Source organism: Gemmatimonadota bacterium (genome assembly GCA_030747075.1).
Taxonomy (GTDB): domain Bacteria; phylum ARS69; class ARS69; order ARS69; family ARS69; genus ARS69.
The window spans coordinates 18,330-35,343 of the sequence record JASLLL010000009.1; the positions used below are offsets into that span (position 1 = coordinate 18,330).

At 66.8% G+C, this 17,014-nt stretch carries 11 protein-coding genes; 9 read left to right on the forward strand and 2 right to left on the reverse strand.

All coding sequences use genetic code 11. The annotated features are described in order from the left end of the window. Window positions 1-21 precede the first annotated feature (21 nt). The 4 genes from QF819_04645 to QF819_04660 are packed head-to-tail and all read left to right on the forward strand — an operon-like array spanning window position 22 to window position 5,312. The gene (locus QF819_04645) at window positions 22-642 is read left to right on the forward strand and encodes a hypothetical protein (protein ID MDP6802447.1); all 621 of its coding nucleotides are present in this window, start codon (window positions 22-24) and stop codon (window positions 640-642) included. Window positions 643-644: 2 nt separating this feature from the next. After that, window positions 645-1,685: a zinc-binding dehydrogenase gene (locus QF819_04650; GenBank protein MDP6802448.1), complete on the forward strand. Its 1,041-nt coding sequence runs from the start codon at window positions 645-647 to the stop codon at window positions 1,683-1,685. Between the two features lie 13 nt (window positions 1,686-1,698). Further along, the gene (locus QF819_04655) at window positions 1,699-4,362 is read left to right on the forward strand and encodes a TIGR03960 family B12-binding radical SAM protein (GenBank protein MDP6802449.1); all 2,664 of its coding nucleotides are present in this window, start codon (window positions 1,699-1,701) and stop codon (window positions 4,360-4,362) included. Continuing rightward, window positions 4,359-5,312: an ROK family protein gene (locus QF819_04660; GenBank protein ID MDP6802450.1), complete on the forward strand. Its 954-nt coding sequence runs from the start codon at window positions 4,359-4,361 to the stop codon at window positions 5,310-5,312. The genes QF819_04655 and QF819_04660 overlap by 4 nt, the downstream gene beginning before the upstream one ends. A 28-nt stretch (window positions 5,313-5,340) precedes the next feature. Here QF819_04660 and QF819_04665 read toward each other — a convergent pair whose 3' ends face one another. Further along, on the reverse strand, window positions 5,341-6,066 hold the full coding sequence (locus QF819_04665) for a sulfite exporter TauE/SafE family protein (GenBank protein MDP6802451.1): 726 nt from the start codon (window positions 6,064-6,066) through the stop codon (window positions 5,341-5,343). Between the two features lie 164 nt (window positions 6,067-6,230). Between QF819_04665 and QF819_04670 the strand changes: the two genes are divergently transcribed. The 5 genes from QF819_04670 (at window position 6,231) to QF819_04690 (ending at window position 14,674) form a co-directional block, all read left to right on the forward strand. Beyond that, a complete protein-coding gene (locus QF819_04670; GenBank protein ID MDP6802452.1) occupies window positions 6,231-6,635 on the forward strand; it encodes a hypothetical protein in 405 nt (134 codons plus the stop codon). A gap of 128 nt (window positions 6,636-6,763) precedes the next feature. Then, complete coding sequence (locus tag QF819_04675; GenBank protein ID MDP6802453.1) at window positions 6,764-8,080, forward strand: TolC family protein; 1,317 nt, start codon at window positions 6,764-6,766, stop codon at window positions 8,078-8,080. After that, window positions 8,077-10,035: an efflux RND transporter periplasmic adaptor subunit gene (locus tag QF819_04680; protein ID MDP6802454.1), complete on the forward strand. Its 1,959-nt coding sequence runs from the start codon at window positions 8,077-8,079 to the stop codon at window positions 10,033-10,035. Before QF819_04675 ends, QF819_04680 begins: the two co-directional genes overlap by 4 nt. Next, window positions 10,032-13,856 (forward strand): efflux RND transporter permease subunit, encoded by a 3,825-nt coding sequence (locus QF819_04685; GenBank protein ID MDP6802455.1) that lies wholly within the window; start codon window positions 10,032-10,034, stop codon window positions 13,854-13,856. Before QF819_04680 ends, QF819_04685 begins: the two co-directional genes overlap by 4 nt. Then, window positions 13,853-14,674 carry a BtpA/SgcQ family protein gene (locus tag QF819_04690; GenBank protein MDP6802456.1) on the forward strand — a complete coding sequence of 274 codons (822 nt, stop codon included), beginning with the start codon at window positions 13,853-13,855 and terminating at the stop codon, window positions 14,672-14,674. The genes QF819_04685 and QF819_04690 overlap by 4 nt, the downstream gene beginning before the upstream one ends. On the opposite strand, the gene QF819_04695 is transcribed toward QF819_04690, so the two are convergent. Next, window positions 14,671-16,893, reverse strand: coding sequence for an FG-GAP-like repeat-containing protein (locus QF819_04695; GenBank protein ID MDP6802457.1), 2,223 nt, complete (start codon window positions 16,891-16,893; stop codon window positions 14,671-14,673). The genes QF819_04690 and QF819_04695 overlap by 4 nt on opposite strands. Between the last annotated feature and the right edge of the window lie 121 nt (window positions 16,894-17,014).

A 17,014-nucleotide genomic window follows, 5' to 3' on the forward strand; every position in this document is an offset into this window, starting at 1 on the left:
CGTGCTGAGGGGAGGCTTCTCGTGAGCAAGATGCGTCACAGGCACCGGCTGTACGCGTGCGCGCTTCTTGCGTGGGCCGCAGTGCCCTTCGCGGCGGGATGCGGCGGAGACACCTTCGACCCCGGGGGGGTTCCCCCGCCGGACATCTCCACGCCCGGCGGGCTGATCCGCGCGCTGGAAGAGCATTACAGCTACCAGAGACCTGACAACGCGCTGGCGCTGCTTCACCCCGACTACACCTTCACCCCGGCGCGCCCGGATTCCATCGACTGGCTGGCCGGTGCGCCCTCCTGGGACCGGGACGCGGAGGAGAACATCCTGGAGGATCTCCTCGATGGTGTCCGTGAAAGCTGGATCGATCAGGTGCTTCTGGAAGTGGCGGTGGACTCCGTGGCTCCCGCGACGGACCCCGATTCACTTCCGGTCGGGGCCACCGTGAGCGTTCACACGCGGGTGGATCTGTCCCTGCTTCTGCCCGGATCGCACTATCAGGCCGGCCATTCGAAGGTGGTCTTCGTCTGTCGCAGAGAGGACAACGGCGACTTCCTTCTTCTGGAGGAGCGCGAATCCGTGGAACTGGAAGCAGACCGGACGGTCGGGGAACTGAAAGCGGTGTACTACGACACTCCGGAGGGGGGTTGAGCATGGCCGGCATGGGGGCCGTGGTCATGCGCGACTTTGGCGGCCCGGAGGTTCTCGAATGGGCGGAGGTCCCGCGGCCCGTCGCGGAAGGTGATCGTGTTCTGGTGCGCGTCGCCGCATGTGGGCTGAACCATCTGGATCTTTGGACCCGGAGCGGACATCGCGGCCGGTCCATTCCTCTCCCGCACATTCTCGGAAACGAGCCGGTCGGTTTTGTGGAAGAGGTGGGGCCGCGCGCGGAAGGGGTTGCACCGGGCGACTTCGTGGTGGTCGCGCCCGGGTTCCTCGATCGATTCCGTGCCGATCGATCCGGCTGGGACACTCGGTACCCGGAATACGGCGTCATCGGGAACCGCGCCCCGGGCGGCTACGGGGAGTACCTCGCCGTTCGGGCGGAGCATGTCGTGCGCGTGTCGGACCGGTGGTCGCCCGAAGAGTGGGCCGCCACGCCGCTCGTCTTCCTGACCGCATGGCACATGCTGGTCGGTCGCGCGCGCCTCCGGCCGGGGGAGACCGTGCTGGTGGTGGGTGCGGGCAGCGGAGTCGGGTCATCCGCCGTGCAGATCGCCCGGCACTTTGCCTGCCGCGTCATCGCGACCGCGGGCACCAGAGAGAAGCTCTCGGCCGCGAAAGAACTGGGAGCGCACGCGGCCGTTCTCCACGGGCAGGACGCGTGGTCCGCGGAAGTTCGGGAAGCCTCCGGCGGGCGCGGCGTGGATGTGGTCGTGGAGCATGTCGGCGAGGCCATCTTCGAGGACGCCGTGAAGACGCTTGCGCACGGGGGGCGCCTCGTGACCTGCGGAAGCACCACCGGGCCGTCGGCTCACCTCAACCTGACGCACCTTTTCGCGAAGCAGCTCTCCATTCTCGGGAGCTACATGGGCGACCATGCGGAACTGCTCGATGTACTGCGGCTTCTGGATGCCGGGAAGCTGAAACCGGTCGTGGACCGCGTGTTCCCGGTTCGCGAAGCCGCGAAAGCCCACGCCCGCATGGAGAATCGCGAACATTTCGGCAAGATCGTTCTGCGCCACGGGGCCTGACCCGGGAGACCGAATGAACCTCGATCGGATCCTGCGGGACGAAATCCTCCCCCGTGTGCAGAAGCCCAGCCGATACCTGGGAAACGAACTGAACGCCGCGCGCGCGGCTCCCGAACCGGGGGATGTCCGGATTGCGCTGGCATTCCCGGACCTCTACGACGTCGGGCTCTCCAATCTCGGCCTTCTCATTCTCTACGGGATCCTGAACCGCCTGCCCGGGGTCTCCGCGGAGCGCACCTACGCTCCCGCGGCTGACCTCGAGGAGAAGATGCGCGCACGCGGATTGCCGCTCTTCTCATGGGAGTCGCGGACCCCGCTTTCGGATTTCGACGCCATCGGCTTCACCATCCAGTATGAACTCTCCGCGACGAACATTTTGAACATGCTGGACCTCGCCGGGCTTCCCCTTCGCGCGGCGGATCGTACGGATTCGCACCCGCTGGTGCTGGCCGGAGGGCCGTGCGTCTGCAACCCGGAACCGTATGCGTACTTCATGGACGCGTTTGTGATCGGCGACGGGGAGGACGCCGTGGTCGAGCTGGCGCGGTTCCTCCGGGAGACGCGCGGGATGAAGCGGGTCGCGCGTCTGGATGCGCTGGCCGGACTCCCCGGCGTCTATGTCCCCGCGGTTCACCCCACCGTGCGCGGGCCACACGGGCAGGTTCTCCCGGATCCATCCGGGCCGACGATTCGAAAGTCCGTCGTGGCCGATCTGGACGCCGCGCCGTATCCCACCGACTACATCGTTCCCTACACGCAGCAGGTTCACGATCGCGCGTCGCTGGAGGTGCTGCGCGGTTGCACGCAGGGATGCCGGTTCTGTCAGGCGGGCATGACCTATCGCCCCGTGCGAGAGCGCAGTCTCCCGACGCTGGACCGTCTGCTGACAGAGACGGTTCGGAAGACCGGCTACGACGAAATCTCCCTCGCCAGCCTCTCTACCTGCGACTACGGAAAGGTGAAGCACCTCCTCGAACAGTCCGTGCGGAGGCTCACGCCGCAGGGAGTGGCGGTGGCGCTTCCATCGATTCGAACGGATTCCTTCTCGGTGGACCTTTCGGACATGGTGGCCGGGGCGAAGAAGTCCGGCATCACCTTCGCCCCCGAGGCCGCCACTGGGCGTCTGCGTGCATTGATCGACAAGTGGATTCCCGACGAGGAGATTCTCGGCACCACCGAAGCGGTCTTCGCGCGCGGCTGGGAACGCGTGAAGCTGTACTTCATGATCGGGCATCCCACCGAGACCGACGAGGATGTGGAGGCCATTGCGCGACTCTCGCGCGAAGTCCTCGCGCGGGGGCGGACGGTTCAACCGCGGGCGCAGGTGAATGTGAGCGTCTCCACCTTCGTGCCGAAGCCGTTCACGCCGTTCCAGTGGGAGCGGCAGATCGACCTGGAGGAAACGCGCCACCGGCAGGAGATTCTCCGGCGCGGAATGAAGGAGCGCGGGCTGCGGTTTCGTCCGCACGATGCATCGACGAGTTGGCTGGAGGGCATTGTCTCCCGAAACGATCGCCGCGTGGGCGACCTCTTCGAGCACGCATGGCGGGAGGGGTGCCGCCTCGACGGATGGAGCGAGCATTTCGACTTCGCGGCATGGCGCCGCGCACTGGAGAAATGGGGCGGGTCCCCGGAGGAGGCGTTGCGCGAGAGGTCCGTGGAGGAGCCGCTGCCGTGGGACCACATCGACATTCTCGTGAAGAAGGAGTTTCTGGCCGGGGAGCTTGAGAAGGCGAAGAGCGGTGTGCGGGAAGAGGCACTCACCGCGGACTGCCGGAGCGGATGTCACTTGTGCGGCGTGATTGATGAGGAGAAGGAACTCTGCAACCGGATGATCCGCACCGCAAAGGCCGGGAAGAAGGAATCCGCCGAGTGGGTGTCGCGGGGTCCGGTCACCGGGCCGTGGACAGAACCGGTCACGGGCACGATCCGGTTCCGTTTTACGAAGGCTCCCGAGGTGGCGCTTCTGTCGCACCTGGAAGTGCAGACGGCGCTGGGGCGGATGCTGCGCCGCGCGGAGATCCCTGTCGCGTTCACGCAGGGGTATTCGCCGCATCTTCGTCTGGCGCTCTCCGACGCGCTTCCCGTCGGTATGGCCAGCGACGCGGAGTACGGGGATGTGCGCCTGCGTCGGTCCATGTCACCGGACCGCTTCGTGGAGCGCATGCAGGCCGCCGCGTCTCCGGGGCTTGGCGTGTCGGCCGCGCGCACGGTGTCCGCCGACGCGCCGTCGCTCTCCTCCCGCATTGCCGCCGCCCGCTACCGTGTGGGCCTCGGGCGGCTCGGCATCCCGGTCGACGACGCGATGGACAAGGTGGCGGCGTTTCTCGCCCGGGAAGAGGTGGTGGTCGAGAAGCTCGTCATTCGGAAGCGGCGTGAGAAGATCGTCCGCGTGGACATTCGTCCGTTCACGCGGTCTCTGGTCGCCGGTGAGTCGGACGGCGAGGCCGTGCTGGATGTCGTGCTGGGCCGCCGGTCCGGGAACCTCGTCCGGCCGAAGGAGATTCTGGCGGCACTTTTCGGGATCGACGGAGACCGGCTACTCGACGCACGGGTTCACAAGCGCGACTCTCTCGTGGAGTTCGACGGGCGGCTCGTATCCGTCGGGCAGGGGTGGGCTGTGTCGGGCCGATACGACCCCTGGGAGAGGCTGCCGCAGGAAGGGGGCGTGGCGTGAGCCGTGCGCGTGTGCTGGGCTTTGACATTGGCGGGACGAATGCGAAGGCGGTGCTGGCGGACAGGACGGGTCGCGTTCTGGCGCGTTCCAGGCGGGAGACTTCCTCGCTCGGAGCGAAGGGGGTGGAGGTGGCGCCCGCGCTGGCCGAGTGGGCGCGCGAACTCACCGCCCGACACGGCATCCGGCCCCGGGCGGTCGGCGTGGCGTGCGCGGGACTGGTGGACGCGCGTTCGGGGCGTGTGGAGTCTTCGCCGAACCTTCCCCACCTTCGGCGGCTTCGACTGGGCGATGCACTGGCCGGGGAACTCGGACGGCCGGTCCATCTTGAGAACGACGCGAACGCGCTGGCCTGGGCCGAGTTCCGCTTCGGTGCGGGAAGGGGCGCGCGGAATCTCGTGTGCCTCGCGCTCGGGACGGGCGTCGGCGGCGGGCTGGTGATGGACGGGCGGCTGCATCGGGGCGCGCACGGGCTCGGCGCGGAGCTTGGACACATGGTGGTAGAGCGGAATGGTCGCCGCTGTGCCTGCGGGCAGCGCGGGTGCCTGGAAGCGTACGCCGGGGCGTGGGCGATCACGCGGTCCGCCCGTCGTGCGCTGGCCCGGGGTGCTCCCGGGAGCCGGATGCTCGCCGTGCGCCTTCGCGGGGAGGACCCCACACCGGCGGCACTCTCCCGTGCCGCGCGTGACGGCAGCGCGCTGGCCACGGCGCTCTTCGCCGAAGCCGGGCGCGCGCTTGGTGTGGCGGTGGCGTCGCTCGTTCACATCTTCGACCCGGACCGCGTGTTGCTGGCAGGAGGCGTGTCGGCTGCCGGTCGGCTTCTTCTGGACCCGGCGCGGGAGGAAGCGCGAAGCCGCGTCATGGATCCGACGGTGCAAAAGCACGGACTGCGACTGCGGAAACTCGGCGACGACGGGGCGGCACTCGGGGCGGCGCTTCTGGCGATGGAGTGATCGCCCACGACAGGGCCCGGGGCCTGTGCTATCCGCCCGTGACAACCGGCGCGAGCAGCCGGAGCGCCATCAGTGCCAGCACCACGCGGAACATCTTGCGGAACAGCGCGTCCGGCATTCGCCCGAGAAGGCGTGTCCCGATCCATGTGCCCGCGATGACGCAGAGGAGAAGCGGCGCGATCCACTGCAGCCGCGGCACATAGTCGAAGCCCACGGAGAGGAACGCGGGGATCTTGAGCAGATGCCCGAACGACTGGATGGCCGCCTTCGTGGCGACGATCTCCCGGCGCTCCAGATCGTCCCGCAGGAAGAACGCCGCCAGAAACGGACCGGTGGCGCCGAGTGTTACGGTCAGCAGCCCTCCGACAAGCCCGGCAGGCAGGAAGACCCACCGGGGGACCACGATGCGCTTGGGTTTGAAGCGGTCCCACAGGAGGAAGGCCAGCACGAAGGCGCCGATGGCGGGCTTGAACCCGGGCAGGCCTTCGCCGCCGGTGATCCGGATTCCCGCCACGACTCCAAGCACCATCCCCGGGGCGTAGAGTGCCACGATCCGCCAGCACACGCGGGGAAGCAGCGCGAGCATCCGCGAGAAGTTGCTGGTCAGCTGCACCACGCCGTGAACCGGCACAACCTCCGCAACCGGCAGGATGGATGCCATGACGGCCAGAAGGACCACGCCGCCACCCATGCCCAGCATGCCCGAAAGAGCGGAGGCGAGGAGGGCGGCAGGGATCAGAACGGGGAGGATCACGAGCGTCTCCAGTGCGTTTCCGTGCAGAATATGCGCATTTCGCCCCCTTCGGGAACCTCGGATTGGCTGCGGGGTATGGAAGCCGGGTCCATCGGGATGCTTGACCCGACCGGTGGAGCTGCCGATACTCGGCAGGAATGTTGGTTTCTTGCGGGAGATGGCAAATGCCCCTGATGGGAAAGGCCTTCATCTTCGTTCTGGTCGCCGGGCTGACGCTCCCGCTCGGACCGGGTGGAATCTGCTGCTGTCTCCTGGCCGATGACTGCCCCGATGCCGCCCCGAAGGCGGCCCCCGTGGAGTCGTGCTGCTCCTCCGGGGCCGGACCCGATGCGTCGGCCTCTTCCGCCCCGGCGGAGCGCGACTGCTGCGCCTGCCCCGAACTCCAGCCTGCACCATCCTCTTCCGCGACGCTTGCCGTGGTGGCCGCCGCCGGGAGTCCCCTCGCCGCTCCGGAGAGTCAGGTCCGGCTTGCCACTCCGGCTCAGGGCACGGAGGGCTTTCGAGAAGAGACCCACCCGCCCCCTGTCCTCGGGGCGGTCTACCGCACCACCTGCTCCCTGCTCTGCTGAGATTCCCCGTCCGGGTTGAGTGACCCTGACGGCCGGGTATGCCTGTGCCCGGCGACCGGTGATGTCCGCGGCGGAGCGTCCGCGAGCGGCCTGTCCCCGGGGAATCCGCACCTGCAGGAGTGATCATCATGACAGCCCGCTTCCTTCCGGGAGTCCGGCGTGCGGCAGTTGTGGCCGCGCTCTGGATACCGGCCGCTCAGACCGGCGCTGCCTTCGCCACTTCCGAACCCATGGCCCCGGGAGCCGTTCTGGACGAACTTCGGCGAGAGGTTCTTGCCGCCAATCCCCGGCTTGCGGCGGCTCGCCACCGATGGGAGGCCGCGGAGTTCCGCGCTTCCGTTCGCGGTTCCTTTCCGGACCCCCGCGTGAACTGGGTTCGCTTTCTGGAGAGCGTGGAGACGAAAACGGGTCCGCAGACCGACCGCATTGGTGTGCGCCAGCGGATTCCCTGGCCGGGCCGTCTCGACGCCCGGGAGGCCGAAGCTTCGTCGCTTGCGTCCGTGCTTCGTGCCGGGGTCGATGACACGCGTGTCGGTCTCCTGCGCGACATCACTCACGCGTGGGCGGACCTCTATCTGCTGGATCGGGAAGTGGACATCACGCGGGAGAACCTCGACATCCTGATCGAACTCGAACGCGTCCTTCGGCAACGCTACCGCACGGGCACCGCGCGCCACGCGGATCTTGTGAAAGTGCAGGTGGAGCTGGGAGAACTGGAGGACCGCCTGCGAAGTCTGGAGGACCGGCGCCGCCCGGTGCTGGCGCGCATCAACGCGCTTCGCCGGAGTTCGCGTTCGGAGGGGGTTCCCTCCGCCGGAGAGCCGCGCGTCTTCCCGGGTGTCCCTTCGCTGGAAGAGGTGTCGGGAGCGCTTCTCGATCGAGCACCCCGCCTGCGCGCTCGAGACAGGGCCGTGGACGCCGCCGGAGAAGCCGAACGCCTTGCGCGCATGGAAGCGTACCCGGACCTCATCGCGGGCGTGGATTGGATTCGCACGGGTACCGAGTCCGCTTCGTCTGCCGGGGACGCCGGCCGGGACCCCGTGGCCGTGAGCTTCGCCGTGGATCTCCCCGTCTTTCGTGGGCGAATCCGGGACGGAGTCCATGCCGCGGAGGCATCGCTGGAGGAAGCGCGGGCCGCGCGCGTCGCGGAAGAGGACCGGCTCTTCGTGGACGCGGAAGACGCGCTCTATCGACTTCGGGATGCGGTGCGCCGCGAAGAACTCTACCGACAGGGGCTTCTTCCGAAGGCTCGTGAGTCGTGGATTGCATCTCTCACCGCATACGAAGCGGCTCGCGGCGGGTTTCTCGATCTGATGGATGCCCGCCGCACACTGCTCGCTTTCGAACTGGCGCATGCGCGCGCCCGGGCGGATCGTTGTCGCGGTCTTGCCGATCTGGAGGCCATCACCGGCGTTGACTGGGCCGGACGGGAGGAGAACCGATGAACGCGAAGAGAACTGGCGGCCGCCCGGTCGGCAAGCTTGTGGGGATTGCACTGGTGCTGTTCGTGGCGGGGATTCTCGTCGGGCGCGCGTGGCTCGCGCCGTCGTCTCCCGCGCCCGGGACGCACGAAGGACACGAGCAGGAGGAAGCCGCTGAGGTCTGGACCTGCTCCATGCACCCGCAGGTGCGGCTTCCCTCGCCGGGGAAGTGCCCGATCTGTCGCATGGACCTCGTGCAGGTGGAGTCGGGCGCGGCAGGAGAGGACGGCGACGCGCCGCGTCTGGAGATGAGCGAGGCCGCACGGGTTCTGGCGGAGATCGAAACGGCGCCCGTCGTGCGGGATCGCCCGCGACTGGAGATCCGCATGACCGGGAAAGCGGAAGTGGATGAAACGCGCGTCCACGCGCTTTCGGCACGCGTGGCGGGTCGGCTGGATCGGATGTTCGTGGACTACACGGGACTGCCCGTGCGTGCGGGAGATCACCTGGCGGAGATCTACAGCCCCGAACTGCTGGCCGCGCAGGAGGAGTTGCTGCAAGTGGTGGCTTCCCGGGGAGCGCTGTCGGGCGAATCGACCGGGCTTCTTTCCGACACCGCCACCGCAACCGTGGAGGCCGCCCGCGAGAAGCTGCGCCTTTACGGACTCACCGAAGAACAGATCAAGGGAATCGAGCGTCGGGGAGAGACCGAAGACCATGTCACGCTCTTCGCCGACCACGGGGGCATTGTCATCGAGAAGAACGCGGTCGTGGGGGACTATGTCCGCACGGGGACGACTATCTACCGCATCGCGGACTTGTCGCGACTATGGGTGGTGCTCGATGCGCACGAGTCCGATCTGGCGTGGCTTCGTTCCGGGCAGGAGGTGGAGTTTGACGCGGAGTCCCTTCCCGGGCGGATCTTCACCGGGCGCGTTTCGTTCATTGCGCCCGCGGTCGAGGAGGCGTCGCGTACGGTTCGCGTTCGAATCAATGTCGACAACTCCGACGGCTTGCTGAAGCCGGGGATGTTCGTCCGCGCAGTGGTGTATGCGGAAGTCGCGTCCGACGGGACCGTGGTCGCCAGCGAGTTTGCCGGACGCTGGGTCTGCCCGATGCACCCGGAAGTCGTGGGGGACGCCGCCGGATCCTGCGACGAGTGCGGGATGGACCTCGTGCCCGCGGAGGAGATGGGACTGGTGTCGGGAAGCCCGGATGGCGACGGGCCGCTTGTGGTGCCGGTGGAGTCGGTCCTTCGCACCGGGCGGCGCGCGATCGTCTATGTGGAAGTTCCCGATGCGCATCGTCCATCGTACGAGGGACGCGAAGTGGGACTCGGTCCGCGCGCGGGGGATGTGTACATCGTGCAGTGGGGCCTGGAGGAAGGGGAACGCGTGGTGTCTCGCGGGAACTTCAAGATCGACAGTGCGCTGCAGATTCAGGCGAAGCCTTCCATGATGAGTCCCGGGGATGGAACGGATGCGATGGAACCGGAAGGGCCCGTCGCGGACGATGCGCTTCTTCGGATTCTGTCGGATGTGTACTCGACCTACTTCGAACTCCAGATGGCGCTGGCCGGAGATGATGCGACCGTCGCCGCTGCGGCATTCGCCCGGATCGGGACGCTGACGAACGGGAACTTCGACGACATCCGCCCCGGAATCCGACCCGACTGGAAGGAGCGGGCCGTGCGTCTCGGGGAAGCGGTTGCGGCCGCTGAGGGTGTGGACATCGCCGCGATGCGCGTCGCCTTCGAAGACGCATCGAAGGCGATGATCGACCTGGAGCGCACCTTCGGGCATGCCGGTGGCGAGCCGCACCATGTGACCTACTGTCCCATGGCGTTCGACTTCCGCGGGGCCTACTGGCTGCAGGATCACGAACGCATCGACAACCCGTACTTCGGTGCGTCGATGCTTCGGTGCGGGTCCGTCGAAGAGACCGTTCCGGGCGCCGCGTACGCAGGAGGGACGCGATGAACCGGCGACCGCCATCCGGCGGCGACTCCCTGCTGGGGAAAGTCGTCGGGGCCTGTCTCACCAACCGCCTGCCACTGTTCCTTGCGGTCGCGGGGATCGTGCTGTGGGGATACTCGGCCGCGCCCTTCGACTGGAACCTGGGTGGAATCCCGCGTGACCCGGTTCCGGTGGACGCCATTCCCGACCTGGGGGAGAACCAGCAGATCGTCTTCACCGACTGGCCCGGGCGTTCCCCGCGCGATGTCGAGGACCAGGTCACCTATCCGCTGACCGTTTCACTCCTCGGGCTTCCCGGCGTGAAGACGGTGCGGAGTTTCTCCTTCTTCGGGTTCTCTTCCGTCTATGTCATCTTCGAGGAGGGCGTGGACTTCTACTGGTCCCGCTCCCGGATTCTGGAGAAGCTCGCCAGCCTGCCTCGCGGAACACTGCCCGAAGATGTTCGCCCCGCACTCGGCCCGGACGCGACCGGGCTTGGACAGGTCTACTGGTACACGCTGGAAGGCCGCGACGAGGAAGGCAACCCGGCGGGAGGCTGGGGGCTGGAGGAGTTGCGTTCGATCCAGGACTTCCTCGTGCGGTACGCGCTGGCCTCTGCCGACGGTGTCTCCGAGGTCGCGTCCGTCGGAGGCCATGTCCGCGAATACCAGATCGATGTGGACCCCGACGCCATGCGCTCGCGGGGGATTGCGCTTCAGGATGTGTTTCGTGCGGTGAAGCGGTCGAATGTGGATGTCGGTGCGCGGACGATCGAAGTGAATCGCGTCGAGTATGTGGTCCGGGGTACGGGCCTCCTGCAGGACATTCCCGAAATCGAATCCACGGTCGTCAAGTCGGTCGGGAATGTCCCCGTCACGATCGCCGACATCGCACGCGTGACGACCGGCCCGGCCATGCGTCGGGGTGCGCTCGACAAGAACGGTGCGGAGGCGGTCGGCGGGGTGGTGGTGGTTCGGACCGGCGAAAACCCGATGGAGGTCATCTCGAACATCCATCGGAAGGTCGAGGAGATCTCTCCGGGACTTCCATCGAAGACATTGCCCGACGGCACGGTCTCTCATGTGACGATCGTGCCCTTCTACGACCGCACGGGACTCATTCACGAAACGCTCGGCACGCTCGGGACCGCGCTCGAGGAAGAAGCACTGGTCACGATTGTCGTCGTTATGGTGATGGTCGCGCATCTGGCGACTTCGCTGCTGGTGTCGCTGGTGCTTCCGCTGGCGGTGCTTCTGGCATTCATCGCGATGAGAGTCGGCGGCGTGGACGCGAACATCGTGGCGCTCTCCGGGATTGCGATCGCCATCGGGACGATCGTGGATGTCGGGATCGTCATTGCGGAGAACATTCTGCGGCGTCTCCGTGAAGCGGAGCCGGATGAGGACCGGGTTGCCGTCATTCGCTCGGCGACCAGTGAGGTCGGGAGTGCGGTTCTCACGGCGGTGTTCACTACCGTGGCCGGGTTCCTGCCCGTCTTCGCGATGGAAGGCCCGGAGGGGAAGCTCTTCCGGCCGCTTGCGTGGACGAAAACCGCGACGCTGATCGCGTCCATTGTCGTGGCGTTGACGGTACTGCCGGCGATCGCGCGTACGCTTCATGCGAGAAGGAAACCGGTGCGCGGCGCGAAGTGGCTGCCCGCGGCGGCGGCGCTCCTCGCGGGAGTTCTTGTGGCGCGGGGAGTGTCCGTGACCGCCGGGTCGCTTCTGGTGCTTGCCGGCGGCGTGGGGCTGTTCAGGGACCGACTCCCCGCCCGCCTCCGGACCCGCGCGGGAGGGACCGTCAACGCGATGGTGGTGGCCGCGGTCGTCGTGCTTCTCGCGGGGCGATGGCTGCCGCTTGGACCCGAGCCGGGCTTCGCGCGGAATCTGGTGTTCGTGGCGGCGCTTCTCTTCGGCTGGCTTGGTCTTTTCCGCGCATTCGCACGGCACTACGAGTCCGTCCTGCGGTGGTGTCTCGGCCACAAGGCGTACTTCCTGGCGGCGCCCGTGTTTCTGGTGCTGCTGGGCGCGACCATCTGGCGCGGCTGGGAAGGGACGGCGGGGATCATCCCGTCCGGGATGAACCGCCTTCACCTTCCGGGTGACACGCTTCGAGAAACCCGCCTCTGGCGATCCGCAATCGAGGCGTTCCCGGGGCTGGGCCGCGAGTTCATGCCCGACCTCGACGAGGGGTCCTTCCTCTACATGCCGACCACCATGCCGCACGCTTCGATCGGCGAAGCGATGGATGTGCTGGCGAAGCTCGATCTTGCGATCTCCGCCGTCCCGGAGGTGGAGTCCGCGGTGGGGAAGATCGGACGCGTGGAGAGCGCGCTGGATCCGGCGCCGGTGTCCATGGTGGAGATGGTCGTCAATCTGAAGTCGGAATACGCAACGGATGCCGCCGGAACGCGTCTTCGCTTTCGCTGGGATGACGAAGCAGCGGAGTTCGCGCGGGACGAGCGTGGAGAACTTGTGCCGGATCCACGCGGACGGGTCTTCCGCCAGTGGCGGGATGATACTCATTCCTCCGGCGACATCTGGGACGCCATCGTCGCGGCCGGGCGGATTCCCGGGACGACCTCCGCGCCCCGGCTCCAGCCGATCGCCGCCCGGATTGTCATGTTGCAGAGCGGGATGCGCGCGCCCATGGGCATCAAGATTCGCGGCCCGGATCTGGAGACTCTGGAGCGTGTCGGGCTGGATCTTGAGCGCATCCTTCAGACAGTTCCCGGGGTGGAACCCGCCACCGTGCTGGCTGACCGGATGGTGGGGAAGCCGTATCTGGAGATCAATGTGGATCGCGAGGCCATCGCGAGGCACGGGATTCTCGTACGGGATGTCCAGGATGTGATCGAGGTCGCGGTCGGGGGACGACGCGCAACCACGATGATCGAGGGGCGCGAACGCTATGCGGTTCGGATCCGTTACCTGCGCGAACTTCGGGACACGATCGAATCGCTGGGACGCATCCTTGTGCCGACACCGTCCGGGGCGCACATTCCGCTGGAGGAGCTCTCGGACATGGTCTATGTGCGCGGGCCACAGGTGATCAAGAGCGAAGAGACTTTTCTGGTGGCCTATGTGACCTTTGACAAGAAGGCGGGTCTTGCGGAGATCGATGTGGTCGAGGAAGCGCGGACGCGTCTTGCGGTGGCGGTGGAATCGGGAGAACTCATCGTTCCGGCGGGCGTGAGCTGGACCTTCGCCGGGAACTATGAGAACCAGATCCGGTCGGAGAAGAAGCTCCGGGTAATCCTGCCGATTGCACTCGGGATCATCTTCCTGTTGCTCCATTTCCAGTTCCGCTCCATGGCGACGACAGCCCTGGTGTTCTCCGGAGTCCTGGTGGCGTGGTCCGGGGGCTTTCTGATGATCTGGCTCTACGGGCGGCCGGAGTTTCTGGACTTCTCCGTCTTCGGAGTCTCCATGCGCGATCTCTTCCAGATCCACCCGATCAACCTGAGCGTCGCGGTGTGGGTGGGATTCCTGGCGCTGTTCGGGATCGCGACCGACGACGGCGTCATCATGTCCACCTACCTGACGAGCGAGTTCCGGAGGGAACCGCCGAAGACGCCCGAAGAGGTCCGTGACGCCACCGTGCGGGCCGGGTTGCGCCGCATTCGGCCCTGCCTCATGACGGCGGCGACGACCATTCTCGCACTGCTCCCGGTTCTGACTTCGACGGGACGCGGCGCGGATGTCATGATCCCGATGGCGATCCCCTCGTTCGGAGGGATGACGGTTCAGCTGATCACGCTTCTGATCGTGCCGACGGTGTGGTGCTGGATGCACGAGCGAAAGCTGCGGCGTTCGTTCCCGGCGCCGGAAGGAGAGGTCGAGTGAGAGCGCTCTTCGGATTGGACCGACCCCTGTTTGCCATGCTCCATGTTCCGCCGTGCCCGGGCGTTCCCGGGTTCCCGGGGGTGGAGGAAGCCGTGGAGGCGATGACGCGTGATCTGGATGCGTGTCTCGCCGGAGGGATGGATGGGGTCGTGCTTGAGAACATGCACGACTTCCCCTGCGTGCGCGAGGCGGAGATGGGGCCGGAGGTGGCGGCGTACATGACCCGCCTGGCCGTGGCGGCGCGAGCGCGGACGGATGAACTGTCCGAAGGCGCCCGCCGCCCGCCGATCGGGATTCAGGTGCTCTTCGCGGCAAACCGCACGGCTCTGGCGGTGGCGCAGGCGGCGGGACTGGACTTCATCCGTGCGGAGGCGTGGACGCATGCGCACATCAGCGACAAGGGATGGATCGATGCGCAGGGAGGGCGCGTCGTGCGTTACCAACACGCGATCGGCGCGAGCGGCATCCGTGTTTTTGTGGATGTGAAGAAGAAACACGCCAGCCACGCGCTGACCGCGGACCTGGCTCCGGGGGAGGTGGCCGCACTTCAGGAACTGCACCGTGCGGACGGCGTGATCGTGACCGGATCGGTCACGGGGGATGCGCCGGACGCCTCGGAACTCCGGGAGATTCGCGGTCAGACGAAGCTCCCGGTTCTTCTGGGAAGCGGGATCGACGCGTCCAACCTGGCGGAGTTCTTCCCCCTTGCGGACGGGTTCATCGTGGGGACGAGCCTGAAGGAAGGCGGGGAGTGGGATGCGCCGGTGGACAAGCGGCGCGTTCGGGAACTGGCGGAAGAGGCCCGGCGGTTGCGCTAGTGGATGCGGACGGACTTGACGGAGGCGCGTCGTCCTCCGCCCGTGATGTTCAGGAAGTAGACTCCCGCGGGAAGCAGGGTGCCGTCGTCTGCGCGTCCGTCCCAGGTCGTGGTCGAAGCGCCTTCCCGGAATGAGGGGGGCACGAGCGTTCGCACGCATCGCCCCGCGATGTCCATGACGCGCACGGTAAGGCGCGTGCCTTCCGTTCCCGAGAGGCACAGAGTCTGTGTCCGGGAAGCGGGCTGTGGCCGGATGCCGAGTACGGCCCACGCGGCAGGGCCGCCGGTCAGGGCTTCCACCGCCGTGGACGACCCCGGGTCATCTTCCCGCATCGTGTACAATCCGGGTGCCACGCCCTTCCAGACAGTCCGGGTTCCGGATGGCCAGTTCACCACGACCGAGTCCGCGCTTTCCGATTCTTCGATGCCGAGCATGACGCGAAGCGGGTTCATGAAGCCGCGCCACGAGTTCGCGAAGACGCGGCGATGCACCTCGTCATCATCGTGGTAGGCGACGACTTTCGCCCCGACAGCGGCGTGGCCGGAGAGCGTTCCAATCAGATCAAGCCGGATCGAGACTCCCCCGGCGCGGGCATTTCGGTAGTACCGGACCACTCCGTTTGCGCTGTAGGTCTGGGGTCCCGCTCCCTCGCTCAAGAACAACTCCGGAAGTCCGTCTCCGGTCAGGTCTCCCCAGACCGCGCCATCGGCCAGTCCGGTGCTTCCTCCGGGAAGGCCTTCGCTTGCGGTCACATCCGTCAGCGTTCCCCGCTGATTGCGGTAGAGGCGGTCGGGCGCGTTCGGTTGCGCCGAGGTGCCCATGTCCACGACATGGAGGTCAAGATCGCCGTCCGCGTCATAATCCACCCAGGTGATGTGTCGCGGATTGACCATGGCTGACAGCCCCAGACTGCTGGTGACCTCCTGGAATGTCCCGCCGTCGTTGCGCCACACCCGAGGGCTCCCCGGGATGAATCCCGAATCTTCCAGATCGACTCCGGTCGCCTGCAGCGTACTTCCGCCAGCGGTGACCCACCCGTCGAAGGTGTCGAAGTTGATGTCGGGCGTGGAACAGCGGATCTGCCACGGGCCCGACGCAGACTCCCGCCACACCCAGGTTCCGCGCTCCACGCCCGGCTGGAAGTCCGGCTGGCCGATGAACTCGGGCGTCAGGAGAATGGTCTCTCCATTGGGGGGGATCAGTTCGTCCGGCCCCAGAAAGATGCGATTGAGGTTCTGGTAGCCGCGCAGCCGGAACTGAGCGTGCAGCGTGTCGGCCGTCGTGGAGACAGTCAGTCCGTCCAGTCCCAGGTCTCCGTATCGTGTATTGAAGAAGTAGGAGAGCGTATCCCCGATGGTATAGGCGTCAAACACGCCGACCATGCCATCGCAAACGGCCAGATCCAGGTCTCCGTCGTTGTCGTAGTCTCCCCAGTCGGCTCCGGAGATTGTGGGAATGGAAGGGGTGAACACCTCCGACGCATCGACAAAGACTCCGCCGTCGTTGCGGTAGAGTCTGGTCGGTCGCGGGAACTCCTCTCCGCCGACCAGGAGATCCGGGTCTCCGTCGTCGTCGTAGTCTCCCCAGATTCCCCCGACGGTGCCGTCGAACTCCTCCAGTCCGCTCCCGTCCGACACATCCACAAACGAGAACCCTCCGCGATTCCGAAAGAGAGCGTTGCCGTAATTCTCGGACGGGGCGGCTCCAGTCCACAGGTCCGGAAGACCGTCGCCATCGTAGTCGGCGGCGGACACGGCCCGGGTCCGCGTGGGCGGGGAGTCCGCGCCTCCCGCGTCGGGAACCGGAGTGAAGGCTCCGTCGCCCTCGTTCACATACAGTTCGTTGGCCTCCGGGCTGCTTCCTCCGCCCCCTCCGTGGGTGTAGAAGATGTCAGGCAGGGGGCTGCCGTCCAGAGGCAGAGCCACGGCGCCATGCCGGTCCATCGGGCCGACCCAGGGCAGTGGATGCAAGAGGCGGGAGAAGACGCCAGTACCGTCGTTCCAGTAGAGAATGGGGGAGTAGAAGTGGTGTCCGGCGCAGAGATCCAGGTCTCCGTCGAGATCGAGGTCCGAAAGGAAAGCTCCCCAGGTCGGCTGCGTCCAGTTCAGCCCGGACGAAACCGTCTCATCGAAAAAGACGGCCCCGGCCGGGCAGCCGCCGAGGGCGATCCATAGGGCCGCACCGACGGCCAGGAAGTGTGGAATGATTGAATGACGCAACGGATGCCCCACAGAGGAGAATGTTCACGGCGAGTTTATCAAATGTGGGGGTCGGACCTCAAGCGGCTCGGCGCGCGCCCGGGGGAGGCTCCGGCCGGAGTTGACAAGCCCTCCTGTGGGA

Excerpts from the sequence above, each read along its gene's own strand:
- QF819_04650 (MDP6802448.1), top strand. The coding sequence starts at position 645 with ATGGCCGGCATGGGGGCCGTGGTCATGCGCGACTTTGGCGGCCCGGAG.
- QF819_04655 (MDP6802449.1), top strand. The coding sequence starts at position 1,699 with ATGAACCTCGATCGGATCCTGCGGGACGAAATCCTCCCCCGTGTGCAG.
- QF819_04670 (MDP6802452.1), top strand. The coding sequence starts at position 6,231 with ATGCCCCTGATGGGAAAGGCCTTCATCTTCGTTCTGGTCGCCGGGCTG.
- QF819_04675 (MDP6802453.1), top strand. The coding sequence starts at position 6,764 with ATGACAGCCCGCTTCCTTCCGGGAGTCCGGCGTGCGGCAGTTGTGGCC.
- QF819_04680 (MDP6802454.1), top strand. The coding sequence starts at position 8,077 with ATGAACGCGAAGAGAACTGGCGGCCGCCCGGTCGGCAAGCTTGTGGGG.
- QF819_04685 (MDP6802455.1), top strand. The coding sequence starts at position 10,032 with ATGAACCGGCGACCGCCATCCGGCGGCGACTCCCTGCTGGGGAAAGTC.